Consider the following 16,278-nt stretch of genomic DNA (forward strand, 5'->3'; position numbering starts at 1 on the left):
GCCATCGAAAAGGGAACATCATGGCAAAAGTCCTGAAATACGTCCTGGGCTTGGACGCGGCTAATCGTTTTGACTCTTTTTTCTCCGTTGGGGCTCCCGCTCGGGATTTTCAACGATTCTCCGCGGTGGATAACCGAGATGACCACCTGGCTGATTCAGACTTTGATACCGAGTCTTTCCGTAAACGCTGGGACCGTGATCCTTCGGCAGCCGAGAAGGGATGCATGCTCAGTCACCTGAATATGTGGCGTGATTTTCTGGAAAGCGACGCTGACTGGGGCGTTTTTGCTGAGGATGACGCCCTCGTCTCCGCTGATGCCGATAAGGTAGTGCAGCGGATTATCGAGCGCCACCCCGAGGTACAGCTTGTTAACCTCTGCGACGGTTACTCTTCCCACGCTGGCGTGATGAATCCGCGCGTGGATTACATTCGTCTCTCTCTTCTCTCCCCGTTCGTGTACGGCAAGTACCGTATGGGTAAAATGTACGGCCCCCACCGTCTGGGGTGTGCTGGCCTGTACCTGCTGTCCCGCTTGGGCGCGGAGCAGCTCGTGAAACATTTTGAGGGTAAGGCTCCGGGTACTGTGGCTGATGATTACCCCCTGTACGAGGAGTGGGGCTTGGATGTGCGCTTTGTGCAGCCCGGCCTGTGCAGCTGGGAAGGAAGTAGCACTCTGCTGGAATCGGGAATGAGTCATCTAGAGTCTCTCAACGCCAACCAGCGTGGAACGTGCGCGTTGGACCGACTGCGCATCGCCCTCGCGCCGAAGATGCGCCTTGCGAACGCCAAGAACGCTTTGCTGTCTACCGTTGAAGATGTGAAGCAGCGCCTGGGTAAGGCGAAGTAAGTAAGTCTCTTCGCGCAGGTCCCTCCCCATCACACGCGTGGTGGGGAGGGATTTTTTACGGGTGTTTTCAGGCCTCGCGGGTGAGGCTATATATAAAAGTGCGAGATATAACAGGAAGCCGTACGCCAATAATTGGGGCTATCTTGGCTTGAATGATAGGGTGTTCTATACATACCATTCACACTCATCGACTAGGTGATATTCCATGGTACGCGTGCGCTTTGGAGCGCCTCGTACATGTTGTTGCCCGGTCCACACATCGGCAACTCATGCAGGGCTCATGTCGTATCGCATAAAGGCTGTATGAGCGTGCCATCGAAAAGGGAACATCATGGCAAAAGTCCTAAAATACGTTCTGGGACTGGACGGCGCTAACCGGTTTGATTCTTTCTTCTCGGTGGGGGCACCCGCTCGGGATTTTCAACGATTCTCCGCGGTGGATAACCGTGATGATCACCTCACTGATGCACAATTCGATAGCAAGCTGTTCTTGACTCGTTACGGTAAAGAGCCGAGGCCTGCCGAAAAGGGTTGCGCTTTGAGCCACTACCACATGTGGAAGGACTTCCTCGCTTCAGATGCCGACTGGGCTTTGCTGGCAGAGGACGATGTCCTCATATCCCCTGACCTGCAGCCTGTAGTGGAGAGGATTATCGAAAAGTATCCTCACGTGCAGATGGTTAACCTGGGTGATATCTACGCTTCTGAAGCTGGCAAGCTCAACCCGCGGGTTGATTACCCCCGTCTTTCGTTGCTTTCTCCTTTTGTGTACGGCAAGTACCGTATGGGTAGTGCCTATGGTTCAAAGCCTCTGTATGGTGCTGCCTTGTATCTTCTTTCGCGTTCTGGGGCTGAACGACTCGTAGAATGTTTTGGCGAGACGGTTCCCGGTGTTGTTGCTGATGATTATTCTCTCTACCGTGAATGGGGAGTGGACGTATATTTGGTGCAGCCCGGCCTGTGCGGTTGGGAAGGCACCAGCCTCATTCAAACTTCTGGCGTTCGTCACTTGGAAAGTCTCAAGAGCACGCAGCATGGCACCGGTTTTCTCGACCGGTTGCGCATCGCCCTGGCGCCGAAGAAGCGTATTGCGAACGCGAAGAACATTCTGGATGCCACTCTCGAAGATGTGAAGCAGCGTCTGGGACGATAATCCAGAGACGGTAACCCAGCGATAGATTGGGGTACTGTCATCACATGAAAATGTAAATACGTGGGTCTTCTGCCCTGTCATTTATCCCCTCCCTATCGTGTGTATGCGGTAGGGCGGGGATTGTTTTTGCTGTGCACCGGTACACGCGTGCCGTACCGCGTTTTAACCTGCGGACACCTGAGATTGGTGCATGGTGAATGATAGAATTCTTTCTACATTGCACAGTAGTGTGTGTATTTATCACACGCTCAATATTCAGATTTCATGCCATTTACGCATTACGCACTGATTTTTAAGATTGACGAGCCCTTCTGTTGTGCAGGTGGTCTGATGTTCTGAAAACTCATCATTAACCTTTGCGATCTTCTATTGCTTAGGTTTTCTGGATGAGCTATTGAAGGGAAAAGATGGCAAAGATTCTGAAGTATGTTCTGGGCCTGGATGGCGCGAACCGTTTCGACTCGTTCTATTCTGTGGGTGCGCCGGCGCAGGGCTTTATCCGTTATTCTGCGGTGGATAACCGCGATAATCACGTCGCTGATGAAGAATTTGACGTTGAGTTTTTCCGTAGCCGTTGGCATCGTGACCCTAGCCCCGCGGAGAAGGGTTGCATGCTCAGCCATGTGAAGATGTGGCGTGACTTTGTTGCAAGTGACGCCGATTGGGCGCTGATTGCCGAAGACGACATCCTTCTTTCTCCGGATGCTGAGGCGGTCGTGAACGCGATTATCACGAAGTACCCGCAGGTGCACCTGGTAAACCTCAGCGATTCTTTTGCGAATGAAGCCGGCAAGCTGAACCCGCAGGTGGAATACATCCGCCTGTCCCTGCTGTCTCCTTTTGTGCACGGTAAGTACCGTATGGGTAAGCCCTACGGTGGCTGGCCCCTGATTTGCACCGGCTTGTATTTGATTTCCCGTTCGGGTGCTGAGCTGCTGCTCAAGCAGTTTGAGGACAAGGTGCCGGGTACTGTGGCTGATGATTACAAGCTGTACCAGCAGTGGGGTGTGGATGTGCGTTTTGTGCAGCCGGGCCTGTGCGGCTGGGAGGGCAGTAGCGTCATCCTGGAGTCCGGTAAGCGTCATCTGGATAAGGTGAATAGCCTCCAGCACGGTACTGGTCCTCTGGATCGAGTGCGTATTGCTTTGGCTCCGAAGAAGCGTATTACAAACGCTAAGAACGCTCTGGAAGCCACTCTTGATGAGGTAAAGCAGCGTTTCTCGCGGTAATCTAAACTGTAACCTCCCCACCATCCACCCATGTGAAGGAACGCTGTGAACGATCTGCCCCTGCTCGGCCCTGCTGAGATTCGCGAGCTTGCCGAGACGCTCGGTATTCGCCCCACGAAGACTCTTGGGCAGAACTTTGTGATTGACCCCAATACGATTCGTCGTATTGTCAACGCGGCAGAGATTTCACCGGAGGAGACGGTGCTGGAGGTCGGCCCGGGCCTGGGCTCGTTGACCCTCGGCATCCTGGATGCTGCGAAGGACATGGTGGCGGTCGAGATTGACCCGCCGCTGGCGCAGCAGCTTCCGCACACGATTGAGAAGTTCCGCCCCGAGAAGGCGGGCGATATTGACGTGGTGCTCATGGATGCACTGAAGGTCACCGAGCTGCCTCGCACTCCGGACGCTCTGGTGGCGAACCTGCCCTATAACGTTGCGGTTCCGGTGCTTCTGCACCTGTTTGCGCAGTTCCCGAGCATCCGTCACGCCCTGGTGATGGTTCAGGACGAGGTTGCCGACCGTCTTTCGGCCACCCCGGGTTCGAAGATTTACGGTGTGCCCTCGGTGAAGGCTAATTGGTATGCCGAGGTGTATAAGGCGGGCGTGATTGGCAAGAACGTGTTCTGGCCTGCGCCGAAGATTAACTCTGGCCTGGTCGGCTTCCGTATGCGCGAGGAGCCTCTCTCTACCGTTGACCGCGACCTGGTGTTCACGATCGTGGACGCGGCCTTCGCTCAGCGCCGTAAGACTCTGCGCGCTGCGTTGAGCTCCTGGGCGGGCTCGGGTGCGCGTGCGGAGCAGATTTTGGTGGCTGCCGGTATCGCTCCGACGGAGCGCGGCGAGAAGCTGGATATTCACGGTTTTATCCGCATTGCGGAGGCTTCGCTGACTATTCCGGCTGAGCCTGTAGCGGAGTAGCTTCTTCCCGCTCTAAATTTTTCACTGACGTTCTCACGCGAGTTTCCGCGCGAAAGGTGTATGCGCTGATGAGTACCGCCTCCCAGACCGCTATTTCGGTTGATGCTCCCGGCAAGGTCAATCTGTACCTTGCTGTGGGGGACGTCCGCCCGGACGGCTACCACCCGCTGACTACGCTTTTTGCGGCGGTCTCTCTGACGGAGACCATCACGGTTTCTGAAGGGGCTGCACCCGGGCTGAGCCTGAGCATGGACATTGTGCCCGGCTCCCTGGTAAATCAGCAGATGCAGGCGGGGCAATTCGACCCAGCCGATGTGCCGATGGATGAGCGGAACCTCGTGTACCGTGCCGCGGAGCTAATCCTTGCGGAGCACGGTATTGATTCTGCCCTGGCACTGCACCTGCATATTGCGAAGGCTGTGCCCGTGGCAGGCGGCATGGCGGGCGGCTCAGCAGACGCCGCAGCGGCACTGATCGCCACGGACCGCTACCTGTACGCAACCGGCCGCACCGGCGCGCTACTGACCCAGACGGAATATGAACGTCTTGCCGCGCAGCTGGGCGCAGATATTCCCTTCAGCGTGCGTGCCGCGCTGGGTCAGACCCTCGCCCTGGGACAGGGGACAGGCACCGAGCTTCAGAACGTTGCTGCGCCTCGGGAGCCCCTGCACCTGGTGATTGTTGCCGCACAGTTTGGCCTCTCAACCCCCAGCGTGTTCAAGCAGCTGGATGCCGGCCGCGCCGCAGGTGAGTACCCCGCCTCCGGTGAGCTGCTAGAACCCGCAGAGCTTCTGGAAGCACTGAACTCATACGACGGTTCGGAGGCGGCGCTCGCCTCCTTGGCGCCTCTGCTGCGTAATGACCTGCAGGCTCCCGCTCTTTCGTGCGCACCGCAGCTGGAGCCGACCCTGAACCTGCGCGAGAGCGAGGGCGTGTACGCCTCCCTGGTATCGGGCTCCGGACCGACGGTGCTTCTGCTGACCTCTTCACAGGCTCATGCGGAGTCTCTTGCTGCCTCTCTCCGTGCCGCGGGCCACCACGCCGTGAGCGCGCTGAGTGCCTGAATACCACGCCTATATCTGGCACTATAGATAACAGTTCTATCACTCACTGACTTCTACCGTTCTCTGGCTGAAAGGGAGAATACGATGAAGGTTAAAAATATTGTTATCGCCCAGGACCGTTTTAGCCTTCTGGGCGGTATTACGACCGTGAATAAGCTGCTGGGCCGCGCGTTTAAAGAGGCTGGCTACAACGTCAGCTATATGGCGCTTTTCGACAATACGGGTAATAACCCGGATGCTGTGACCCCTGATTTTGTGGTGCATTCTGGCGACCTCGTTTCGAAGACTACACACAATAAGATGGCGTTTGATAACCCTGGTCCCCTGGGCACCGTGCTGGCGGCTAAGAAGGGTTTTACGGCTCTGTGGGATCGCTACAACGCGGCACGTACCCGCCGTTACCTGCAATCTCTGGGTGAGGAAACCGTCATTTTGACTACGATGACCGGCATCGCGGCGTACCTGGTGGATTTTGCGCGCAGTGCGCAGAAGCAGGGTATCGGTTACCTGTACGAGTTCCACAGTAGCTATGACAGCTCATATCGTCTGGACGCGGAGAAGGAACTGCGTCAGATCTCCGAGACTTTTGACTCTTTTGTCGCGCTTTCTGAGGGCGATGCGCAGCTCTTCGCTGAATGGCTGAACCGCCCGGTGGATGCTGTGTCGAATTTGAACGCTTCGCTGGACCCTGCCGTTGAGCAGAAGGTCCTGGCTCTGGCGCAGCAGAAGAAGCCGGTGGTGCAGTTTATCGGTCGTTACTCTGAAGAGAAGGGCCTGATGCGTATTCTGGAGAGCTTTATTGCGTGCGCGCCGGAGTTCCCGGAATGGGTTTTGAAGCTCAACGGTAGTGGTGATGAAACGATTGAGCGTCAGATGAAGGAGCGTATCGCTTCCCTGGATTCTGCGCTGGCTGAGCGTATCGTGGTGGGTGGTCCTCTGAACTCCGAGCAGGTGCTCGAGGCCTATGCCGATGCGTCATTGACCATTGGCGCCTCTGATTTTGAGGGCGCGCCGATGTCCCTGCAGGAGGCGATGCGTGTGGGTACCCCCATGGTCTCGTACCCCTCGTGCTGGGTTCTGCGCGATGTGCTTCCGCAGGTGGGTTACCTGGCGCAGGAGCGCAGTGTGGAGGCGCTGACCGAGCAGCTGCGTGTGGCGATGAGCGATGATGCGCAGCGTGCGGAGAAGTCTGAGCGTTGCTTCCAGAAGGCGAAGGAATACACTCCGGAGCATATTGTTCGCCGCTGGGAAGAGGTTTTTGCTTCGATTCAGCGCTAATCTATAGCACAAATATAGACACCGAATATAAAAGAATGCCGGTTCTAGTTTATTGCTAGAACCGGCATTCTTTTATGAGTGATTAGCGATTGTTCATGAGCTGACGCTCGGGAACCGCACGGAAACGGTACTGGAACATACCTTCAAGAGCGCCCAGGTTCGCACCGGCTTCTCGTGCACCCACCAAGCGAGTAGCGGGGGAGAGTAGAAGTGGCAGGGACTTCGCCAGGGCAATGACCGAGTACTTGATGCTGGGGCCGTTCATACCCTGATCTTTGAAACGCGTCCACAGGAGTATGCGGTAGTGCTGGTAATTGCGCTGCTGACGGAAGATTTTCTTCGGGGTGGAGCGAAGACGGTAGTGCACCAGCGATGCGTAGGTCTTGTAGAAGGGGATGCCGCTCTGGCTGACTCGCCAGGAGAAGTCGGTCTCTTCGGAGCCCGCGATGTAGCTGCAGTCCATGCCGCCGTTGCGCAGGTACACATCGCGGGGAACAGAGAAATTGCAGCCGGTAATTGAGGGCCGGAAACCAGCGAAGGGCGGGATTTCTTCTTCGGTCTCGAGGAGGGTGCTGTTCGCCAGGACCTTCTCGTCAGAGTCGAGGGGAACACCGTAGGCCTTGAGCACCTCGACGGGGTTGTTGTTATGCAGGTTGGCGCCCGAAACGAGTGCCGGACCGTGCTCATCCTGGACTGCCAGGTGGCCGTCTAGCCACCCGGTTTCTACGTAGTCGTCGGAGTCGCAGTAGACGAGAATCTTGCCACGAGCCTCGCGCGCGCCGACGTTACGGGCGTTGGCGGGGCCCTTAATGTTGCTGGAGTCCACGCAGCGCAGGGGGTAGGGGGCGTTAAAAGCTTCTACCAGCGCGACGGTGTTGTCGGTGCTGCCGTTATCGCTGACCAGCACTTCAAAGGAGCGGTTGGTCTGCTGCGCCGCGATTGCCTGCAACTGCTTTTCGATGAAAGCGGCACCGTTGTAGACGGGAATAATGACGGTAGCGTCGTACTCGTACTTTTCGCTCATGCTATTCACCCAGATCCTTAATTCGTCGGGCGGGAACACCGGCGTAGAGGCCGTTCGGCTCGCAGTCGGAGACCACCACGGCACCCGCAGCAATCATGCATCCGGCACCGATGGTCACACCGGCAATGACGGATACATTCTGGCCGAGCCAGGAACCATCGCCAATCACGATGGGGGCCTCAATATTCTCGCCTGCACGCTGACGGGAGGGACCCATTTCGTGGCTTGCGGTGCACAGCGTGACGCGCGGACCCAGGTAGACGCGGTCGCCAATCTGGGCAGCGCGGTCGATAAAGATATCGCGGTTGACCCAGCAACCGGAACCAATCTGGGCACCGGGAAGAATTTCGGAGCTGGGGTGCACATAGGTGCCGTCACCAATGGTGACGCCGGAGGTGCGGAACTTTTCGATGCGTGCCGCGCGGCGCTTAGCCTTCTGCTTCAGAAAATGCTGATGCTTGAGCTGTTTGAGAGTGCTGAGCATGGATACCTTCATCAGGGTGGGCGGGAAAATTGCTCCCTAAGAGTATTAAAAGCTACTACCTAATAGTAGCGGGACGCCGCCTCAAAAGGAGGTAGCATCCCGCGTGTGCGGAGTAGAAATCCGCTGTTATATGTGGCACGTGAAGTTGGCGTTACCCCAGCAGCTCGGAGAGTTCGAGCCAGCGCATTTCTAGCTCGTCAATCTCATCCTGAAGTGCCTGCTGCTGCTCGCCGAGTGCCGCCAAACCGGCGTAGTCTGAGGCGTCGTGCGCGCTCATCTGCTCGGAGAGCTTCTCCTGTTCCGCCGCCAGCTTGGCGAGGCGACGCTCAATCGCTCCCGATTCCTTCTGCGCCGCGCGCTGCTCGGCGCCGGAAACCTTCGGCTTGGCGGATGCCTCAGCCTCCTGCGTCGAAGCCTTCTGGGTCGGGGCGGTGGAACGGGCCTGCGCGCTACCTGCCGCAGAGCCGCCAGCACCGGCCGCCGAGAGTGCCAGGTACTCGTCCACGCCGCCGGGCAGATGGCGGAACGAACCGTCAATGACCGCGTACTGCTGATCGGTCACGCGTTCCATGAGGTAGCGGTCGTGGCTGACCACCAGCAGGGTGCCCGGCCAGGTATCCAGCAGATCCTCCATGGCCGCGAGCATATCGGTATCCAGGTCGTTGGAGGGCTCGTCGAGAATCAGCACGTTCGGCTCGTCCAGCAGAATCAGCATCAGCTGCAGGCGACGCTTCTGACCACCCGAAAGGTCCTTGACGGGGGTGGAGAGCTGAGCGCTGGTGAAGCCTAGACGCTCGAGCATCTGCGAGGGGGAGAGCTCCTTGCCGTCGGCAATGTAGCTGCGCTTCTTACGGCCGATCACGTCGGAGACGCGGTCGTTCTCGACCTCCTTCAGCTCGTCCAGCTGCTGGGTGAGGGTCGCAATCTTCACGGTCTTGCCGTGCTTGACGCGTCCCTCGGTCGGCTTCAGGTCGCCGGTCACCAGCGAAAGCAGGGTGGACTTGCCCGCACCGTTCACGCCCAGGATACCGGTGCGCTCACCGGGGGCAATACGCCAGGTGACCTTCTTCAGAACGGGGCGCTTGCCGCCGGGTAGGGAGGGGTCGTCGTAGGTGACCGAGACGTTCTCGAGGTCCACCACGTCCTTGCCGAGGCGGGAGACCGCCATCTTCTTCAGCTCCACGGTGTCGCGCACGGGCGGAACGTCCGCAATCAGGGCGTTGGCCGCATCGATGCGGAACTTCGGCTTGGAGGTACGCGCGGGGGCGCCACGGCGCAGCCACGCGAGCTCCTTGCGCATCAGGTTCTGGCGCTTAGCCTCAGCCGCGGCTGCCTGACGGTCACGCTCAACGCGCTGCAGGATGTACGCAGCGTAGCCGCCCTCGAAGGGCTCGACGATGCGGTCGTGCACCTCCCAGGTGTCGGTACAGATTTCATCGAGGAACCAGCGGTCGTGGGTAACGACCATGAGGCCTCCGGCGTTCTTCGACCAGCGGGACTTCAGGTGGCCGGCGAGCCAGGTGATGGCCTCGACGTCCAGGTGGTTGGTGGGCTCGTCGAGCATGAGCACGTCCCACTCCTGCGCGAGCAGGGAGGCCAGGGCCACGCGGCGGCGCTGGCCGCCGGAGAGGGACGAGACCGGCGCATCCCAGGGCAGGTCGGAGACCAGGCCCGAGATGACGTCGCGGATGCGAGCCTGCGAGGCCCACTCGTATTCGGGGGTGTCGCCCACAATCGCGTAGCCGACGGTGTGGTCGTCGTCGAGAACATCGGACTGGTCAAGGTAGCCGATGCGGGTGCCGCCGCGCACGGTAACGCGGCCGGAGTCCGGTTCGAGCCGGCCGGCAAGGATCTTCATGAGGGTGGATTTGCCGTCGCCGTTACGGCCGACAATGCCGATGCGGTCGCCCTCGTTCAGGCCGACCGTGATGCCCTCGAAAATGGTTCGGGTAGGAAACTCAAGATGCAGCGATTCGCCGCCAAGTAGATGTGCCACGCCTTCTAGGGTACAGGGTGAGGATATTTTCAGGTGCCGGTGATGTAATCGATGGGGGAACGGTTGAAGGTTTGAAAAGATAGCTGAAGTACCCGTCGAAAGCCCGCGTTTGCGCCGTGCGTGGGGCGAGCCCACGGCGGATATTTGATAAACTGAGGGAAGCATTTCCTGCACGGCGCTGTTCTCTGCCCAAAATTAGGGTAGCGAATGGCGACTGCCACCAGAGGCGGTACCCGCACCGGCACGGGAATAATCCGCCATGGTGTAATGGCAGCACAGCGGCCTTTGGAGCCGTTTGTCTAGGTTCGAGTCCTAGTGGCGGAGCGTAAGCACTCAACGGAATCGTTGAATGAGAGTCGGCGGTTCCGCGCTCACCTCTCACTCTTACAACCTCGTATAAGGAGTCTTCTCAGTGAACACTGAACTGGCACCCTCCGCGGTGATTGTTCTCGCCGCCGGCGCTGGCACGCGCATGAAGTCCGCAACCCCCAAAGTCATGCACGGTATTGGTGGCCGCTCCATGGTGGAGCACGCCGTTGCCGCGGCCCGTGACTTGAACCCTGAACGCCTCGCTGTAGTGGTGCGCCACCAGCGCGACAAGGTCGCCGAGCACGTGCTCGCTTTCGACCCCGACGTGACCATCGTTGACCAGGACGAAGTCCCCGGCACCGGTCGCGCCGTTGAGGTCGGCCTGAATGCTCTGGATGCGCAGGCCCCTGTCTCGGGTACCGTGCTGGTGACCTATGGCGATGTGCCCCTGCTGCGTCCTGAGACTCTGCGCGAGCTTATCGCTTTCCACGAGCAGGACAAGAACTCCGTCACCGTGCTGACCACCCACGTGGACGAGCCCGGCTCCTACGGCCGTATCGTGCGTAACCAGGCTGGCGAGGTGACCGCCATCGTCGAGGCGAAGGACGCCTCCCCCGAAGAGCTCGAGATTACCGAGATCAACTCCGGTATCTACGCCTTTGACGCCGACGTGCTGCGCGAAGCCCTGCTTGAGGTGACCACCGATAACGCTCAGGGCGAGAAGTACATTACCGATGTGCTGTCCATCGCCCGTTCGAAGGGCCACCGTACCTCCGCCCTGGCCATTGAGGACCGTTGGGAAGTTGAGGGCGCTAACGACCGTGTGCAGCTGGCTCAGCTGGGCCGCATGCTCAACAACCGCATCCTCGAGGCTCACATGCGTAACGGCGTGACCATTGTCGACCCGCAGAACACCTGGATTGACGTGACCGTGCGCATCGAGAATGACGTGACCCTCCTGCCCGGCGTGCAGCTGCACGGCTCCACCACCGTTGCCACCGGCGCAACCATTGGCCCCGACACCACCCTGACCGATATGACCGTTGAGGCAGACGCTACCGTCATCCGCGCCCACGGCTTTGGCGCCGTGATTGGCGAGGGCGCAACCGTCGGTCCCTTCGCCTACCTGCGCCCCGGTACGACCCTGGGTAAGGGGTCGAAGCTCGGCACCTTCTGCGAGGCCAAGAACTCGCAGATTGGTGACGGCGCGAAGGTTCCGCACCTGTCCTACGTTGGCGACGCCACCATCGGTGAGGGCGCCAACATTGGTGCGGGTTCCATTTTCGCCAACTACAACGGTCTGGTGAAGAACCGTTCCGTTATTGGCGCACATGCCCGCATGGGATCCGCGGGCATCTACGTTGCACCGGTCACCGTGGGTGACGGTGCCTACTCCGGCGCGGGCGCGCTGATCCGCAAGGATGTTCCTGCGGGCGCCCTCGCCTACTCTGAGACTTCCCAGCGCACCATCGAGGGCTGGGTTCTGAAGAACCGTGCCGGTACCGAACCCGCTGAGGCTGCAAAGGCCGCGGGCGCACAGGAACCGGCAGAATCCTAATCCGAGGAAAGAACAACACCATGAGTAGCGAGATTACCAACCCCGGTGAGCGCAAGCTTGTAGTGGTCTCCGGTCGAGCACACCCCAAGCTCGCCGAGGAGATTGCGCAGGCCCTTGACCACGACCTGTTGCCCACCTCCGCATACACCTTCGCCAACGGCGAGACCTACGTCCGTTTTGAGGAGTCTGTGCGCGGTGCGGACGCATTCGTGATTCAGTCGCACCCGGCACCGATTAACGAGTGGCTCATGGAGCAGCTCATCATGATTGATGCGCTCAAGCGTGCCTCCGCTCGCTCCATTACCGTGGTGTCCCCGTTCTACCCCTACGCTCGTCAGGACAAGAAGCACAAGGGCCGCGAACCCATCTCGGCTCGCCTGATTTCTGACCTGTACAAGACCGCCGGCGCGGATCGCCTGATGTGCGTCGATCTGCACACCTCGCAGATTCAGGGCTTCTTCGACGGCCCGCTGGACCACCTCTTCGCAATTCCGGTGCTGGCTAAGCACATCCGCGAGCGCGTTGAGGACCTGTCGAACGTGACCGTGGTGTCCCCGGACACCGGTCGTGTGCGCGTGGCCGAGCACTGGGCCACCCTGCTGAACGGCGCACCCCTGGCCTTCGTGCACAAGACCCGAGACATCAACGTTCCGAACCACGCGGTCTCCAAGACCGTTGTGGGTAACGTTGAGGGCCGCACCTGCGTGCTGATTGACGACATGATTGACACCGGCGGAACCATCGCCGGCGCCGTGAAGGTCCTCATGGATAAGGGCGCGAAGGAAGTTATCATCGCGGCAACCCACCCGGTTCTCTCCGATCCCGCCGTTGAGCGTCTGTCCGAGTGCGGCGCGGTCGAGGTCGTGGTGACCAACACCCTGCCCGTCCCGGAGGAAAAGCGCTTCGAGAACCTGACCGTTCTCTCCATCGCGCCCCTCATCGCTCGCGCTATTCGTGAGGTCTTTGACGAGGGCTCCGTGACCGAGATTTTCGATCACTAGGGCTTGAATAGGCTGTAGAAAATCCCCCGCTACCACGGTTGTGGTAGCGGGGGATTTTCTACGTTTCTGAGGGGGGCAGACCCCTGCAGATTCTGTATTGCGGAGATTTAGCGGTGGGCTCGCGCCAGCCACGGCAGAATCACGCGTAGCGACTCTTCAACCTCGTCTACGGCCTTCTTCGCGGCGGCCGGGCCTCGACGGTAGGGGTCCTCGAGCTTATCGCTCGCGAGGGGAGTGCCACCGTAGGAGTAGAGGTAGGAGAGCGGCTCGGCACGGCGCGCTTCCTCACGAAGGCGAGCAGCCTGCTTGAGTAGCATGATCTTGGAGTGGTACTGGGGCCACTCGCGCACGATCCAGTCGGCGTGCACCTTCTCCGCGACCAGGATGATGGTCGCGTTCTTAATGATCTCCTCGGTCAGCTGACGGGAGGCGAAACCCTCGGGGTTGTAGCCACGCTCGATGAGCTCGTTGGCGATGAGTTCGTACACGCCCTGACCGACCAGCGCGCCGGTACCGGCGCTGGCGAAGGTCCACTTGTCCTCCAGCCCGTACTCTGCGGCCAGGTGCTTGGAAATAACCTCGCCGGAGGCGCTGCGGGCAATGTTGCCGGTGCACACGAAGAGCGCCTGGAAGGGGCCGTCGGTGTCGTGTGCGCCGCTACGGGTGAAGGTGCCGGGGGAGAGCTTGAAGAGCGGGGTGCGTTCGCGTTCACCCTGCGGGGCGCTTGCGGTCTCCTCACGTGCCGCGAGGGCTGTCGGAGCGGGTTCTTCTGCGGTGTCGGCCAGAACACCCGAGGCGACGGTGGGTGCGTGGTGTTCCTCGACGTGAACGGAGCGTGAGGAGGAGCCCTCTGCAGACGGTTCGTCCAGGGGGAGGATATCGGCGGCGGTACCCGAGGTTTCGGTGAGGTTCAGCGGCTGCGCATCAATGGTGACGGTGCCGTCCTCAGAGATTTCTTCGGCGTGGGAAGGCTCGGATGCTTTGGGAAGGGGCGTCTGGGCGGCGACCTCGGCGGGGGAGTGAGCCTCATACTCGCCCATGACTTCGCGGAGCGAACCCGAAGGGACCATGGAGCGCTGGGCGGCCCCGCGGCGGTTCTTGCCTGCCAGGTCGGGGTTGTTCTGGATCAGCGAGCGGACCCCTTCCGCAATGGAGGGGGCGGATGCCGGCGCAGTGGTCGCGGTGGTTTCGGGGGCCTTGGAGGAGTCGGTGATCTCCTCTGCGGAGCCCCGGGTGTACTTGTCCTTCAAGGACTTGATGTTGAAGATGCCCATCAAAAGCCTTTTCTCTTGACGTACCCAACGGTGAACAGGGAAGCCGGAAGTGTCGGGTGAAGTTGAACGAATAGTATCTATCATACCGAGTTGCTTGACTCTTCAAAGGTCTCTGAATCTCGAGTGTGGCGAATTCCCTAAGGCCTCGTCCGATACATCTTCAATGTAGGTCGCTCTGAAAGTTTCAACTTGGGGACGTGATGATGACCTAAAGTACAAACTTTATAGTGAAAGGGTTTAGAGGTCACATGCTAGAATTGGCGTGAAATGCTGGGCTTCTTCTCACTCGGAAGCCAGTGCAAACACTCACCAACGAGGACCAATGAAGAGTATTTACACTAAGCTTCGTATCTTTTTCCCAGGACGGAGCTTTACGCTACTAATTGTGAATCTAATCGGCCTATTCCTTCTTTCGCTAATGGAAATGGTCGGTGTTGCTGCTGTTCTTCCCATCGTGAATATTGCGATGGGCGCTGAAATTACCGGCTACCTGGCTGTAATTTCTGATATCTTCGGCAACCCTCAGCGTTCTGATTTGGTGCTCTACCTGGGTACCGTTCTGGTGCTTGCCTTCGTCATTAAGGGCATTGCATCGCTCGCTTTTAAACGTTGGAGCCTGAAGTTCACCGGTTATCAGCAGCTGGCGACGTCGACGACTATCCTTAACCACTACATGAAGGATAGCTACTTCAATCACAGGAAGTCTCAGCCCGAAGACACCGTGTACCTGATTGGTACCTACGTGGTGTTCGCTTACCGCGGCTTTGTTGGCTCAATTATCAACTTCGTCGGTGATATGCTCTCAATTCTTGTGCTGCTGGCGATGATTCTGTTCGTTATGCCCGTTCCTGCGTTGATTGCCTTCGTGTACTTCGGTGTCACGATCTCTGTGATGCAGCTCTTCCTGCGTCGAGGAAACGCTAAGTACGGTGAGATTTCTGCCCGCGCCGGTCGTGACGCCCTCCGCTCTCTCTTCGATAACGTCAAGGGCTTCCGCGAGATTCGTATTTCTAACTCGCGCGAATTGACTGTTGAAGAGTACCGCCAGCATGCGCTGCGTAGCGTCAATAGTGACGTCAATATTTCCTTCTTCGCTGATTTCCCTAAGTATGCTCTGGAAATTATCTTCATCGTCGGTATTGCGGGTCTTCTGGGTCTGATGACCTCTACCCAGGGCGCCGATAGCTTGCCTGCCCTGATGCTTTTCGCAACCGCATGTATCCGTATTCTGCCGAACGCTACCCGTATGGTTGCTTCCCTAGGTGGCATTCGCGCGAATGAATTTGCTAGTGAAGAAGTCGCTAAGGTTATCCGCTCGATGAGCCCTGAAGAGCAGCGCCTACGGATGATTGAATTCAAGGGTGATATTGATCCGGCAACCATTATTAACCCGACTAATGAGCCCGTGGATGTTCTGGTCGATAACCTGGTCTACCGCTACCCGGATGGCGATAAGGATGTTCTGCGCGATATCCAGCTTGATGTGCCCGCAGGCACTTCGGTGGCTTTCGTGGGCGGTTCCGGTTCGGGTAAGACGACCCTTGTGGACCTCATCCTCGGCCTGCTCACCCCGACTCGAGGCGTTATCTCCAGCCAGGGTAAGGACGTCAATACGGACCTGCCCTCCTGGTACCAGAAGATTGGTTATGTTCCTCAGGACCCCTACCTGGGTAACGGCACTCTGCGCGAGGCTGTCGCCTTCGGCATTCCCAATCAGTACATCGATGATGAGCGAGTGCTCTACTGCCTCGAGCTGGCGGAGCTGATGCCCGTTGTCGAGACTCTGGAAAACGGCATCAACACCCCGATTGGTGAGAACGGTAACCGTCTTTCGGGTGGTCAGCGTCAGCGCGTGGGTATTGCGCGTGCGATGTACCGCAACCCGAGCCTGCTGATTATGGATGAGGCAACCAGTGCGCTGGACAACGAGACCGAGCACAAGATTACTCAGACCATTAACCGCATCTCTCAGGAGATTACCGTGATTATCGTGGCACACCGCCTTTCCACGGTGCGCAACGTTGATCAGCTGGTGTACCTCTCTCAGGGCCGCATCGCTAATAAGGGCACCTTCAAGGAAGTTCAGGCGGCCAACGAAGAATTTGCGAACCTCGTTCGCCTGGGCCAGCTGCCGGACTAGCA

The 16,278-nt window shown here is 58.8% G+C and carries 13 protein-coding genes and 1 tRNA gene; 10 read left to right on the plus strand and 4 right to left on the minus strand.

What is annotated here, in order from left to right; all coding sequences use genetic code 11:
• Window positions 1-20: 20 nt before the first annotated feature.
• From HMPREF2630_RS00965 to HMPREF2630_RS00990, 6 genes are all read left to right on the plus strand, one after another.
• The gene (locus HMPREF2630_RS00965) at window positions 21-848 is read left to right on the plus strand and encodes a glycosyltransferase family 25 protein (RefSeq protein WP_070482946.1); all 828 of its coding nucleotides are present in this window, start codon (window positions 21-23) and stop codon (window positions 846-848) included.
• 331 nt (window positions 849-1,179) lie between these two features.
• Window positions 1,180-2,001: a glycosyltransferase family 25 protein gene (locus HMPREF2630_RS00970; protein ID WP_070482948.1), complete on the plus strand. Its 822-nt coding sequence runs from the start codon at window positions 1,180-1,182 to the stop codon at window positions 1,999-2,001.
• Window positions 2,002-2,408: 407 nt separating this feature from the next.
• Window positions 2,409-3,230, plus strand: a complete 822-nt coding sequence (locus HMPREF2630_RS00975) for a glycosyltransferase family 25 protein (protein WP_070482951.1) — start codon at window positions 2,409-2,411, stop codon at window positions 3,228-3,230.
• Window positions 3,231-3,275: 45 nt separating this feature from the next.
• On the plus strand, window positions 3,276-4,148 hold the full coding sequence (gene rsmA / locus HMPREF2630_RS00980; RefSeq protein WP_070482953.1) for a 16S rRNA (adenine(1518)-N(6)/adenine(1519)-N(6))-dimethyltransferase RsmA: 873 nt from the start codon (window positions 3,276-3,278) through the stop codon (window positions 4,146-4,148).
• 68 nt (window positions 4,149-4,216) lie between these two features.
• Complete coding sequence (locus tag HMPREF2630_RS00985) at window positions 4,217-5,212, plus strand: 4-(cytidine 5'-diphospho)-2-C-methyl-D-erythritol kinase (RefSeq protein WP_070482956.1); 996 nt, start codon at window positions 4,217-4,219, stop codon at window positions 5,210-5,212.
• Between the two features lie 84 nt (window positions 5,213-5,296).
• Entirely contained in the window at window positions 5,297-6,490 is a 1,194-nt protein-coding gene (locus HMPREF2630_RS00990) for a glycosyltransferase (protein ID WP_070482959.1), read from the plus strand.
• Window positions 6,491-6,572: 82 nt separating this feature from the next.
• On the opposite strand, the gene HMPREF2630_RS00995 is transcribed toward HMPREF2630_RS00990, so the two are convergent.
• From HMPREF2630_RS00995 to HMPREF2630_RS01005, 3 genes are all read right to left on the minus strand, one after another.
• Window positions 6,573-7,514, minus strand: a complete 942-nt coding sequence (locus HMPREF2630_RS00995) for a glycosyltransferase family 2 protein (protein WP_070482962.1) — start codon at window positions 7,512-7,514, stop codon at window positions 6,573-6,575.
• Between the two features lies 1 nt (window position 7,515).
• Window positions 7,516-7,998, minus strand: coding sequence for an acyltransferase (locus HMPREF2630_RS01000; protein ID WP_070482966.1), 483 nt, complete (start codon window positions 7,996-7,998; stop codon window positions 7,516-7,518).
• A gap of 151 nt (window positions 7,999-8,149) precedes the next feature.
• Window positions 8,150-9,994, minus strand: coding sequence for an ABC-F family ATP-binding cassette domain-containing protein (locus HMPREF2630_RS01005; protein ID WP_070482969.1), 1,845 nt, complete (start codon window positions 9,992-9,994; stop codon window positions 8,150-8,152).
• A gap of 253 nt (window positions 9,995-10,247) precedes the next feature.
• Between HMPREF2630_RS01005 and HMPREF2630_RS01010 the strand changes: the two genes are divergently transcribed.
• From HMPREF2630_RS01010 to HMPREF2630_RS01020, 3 genes are all read left to right on the plus strand, one after another.
• Window positions 10,248-10,318, plus strand: a tRNA-Gln gene (locus HMPREF2630_RS01010).
• An 88-nt stretch (window positions 10,319-10,406) separates the two neighbouring features.
• Window positions 10,407-11,861, plus strand: coding sequence for a bifunctional UDP-N-acetylglucosamine diphosphorylase/glucosamine-1-phosphate N-acetyltransferase GlmU (gene glmU / locus HMPREF2630_RS01015; RefSeq protein WP_070482972.1), 1,455 nt, complete (start codon window positions 10,407-10,409; stop codon window positions 11,859-11,861).
• Window positions 11,862-11,881: 20 nt separating this feature from the next.
• Window positions 11,882-12,862 carry a ribose-phosphate diphosphokinase gene (locus HMPREF2630_RS01020; RefSeq protein ID WP_012904032.1) on the plus strand — a complete coding sequence of 327 codons (981 nt, stop codon included), beginning with the start codon at window positions 11,882-11,884 and terminating at the stop codon, window positions 12,860-12,862.
• Between the two features lie 107 nt (window positions 12,863-12,969).
• Here the strand turns inward: HMPREF2630_RS01020 and HMPREF2630_RS01025 are convergent, their stop codons facing one another.
• Entirely contained in the window at window positions 12,970-14,136 is a 1,167-nt protein-coding gene (locus HMPREF2630_RS01025) for an arsenate reductase/protein-tyrosine-phosphatase family protein (protein ID WP_070482974.1), read from the minus strand.
• A gap of 424 nt (window positions 14,137-14,560) precedes the next feature.
• Here HMPREF2630_RS01025 and HMPREF2630_RS01030 point away from each other — a divergent pair, with 424 nt between their 5' ends.
• A complete protein-coding gene (locus HMPREF2630_RS01030; protein ID WP_246822728.1) occupies window positions 14,561-16,276 on the plus strand; it encodes an ABC transporter ATP-binding protein in 1,716 nt (571 codons plus the stop codon).
• Window positions 16,277-16,278: the final 2 nt, after the last annotated feature.

The organism is Rothia sp. HMSC072B03 (assembly GCF_001809565.1).
In the GTDB taxonomy this organism is placed as follows: domain Bacteria; phylum Actinomycetota; class Actinomycetes; order Actinomycetales; family Micrococcaceae; genus Rothia; species Rothia mucilaginosa_A.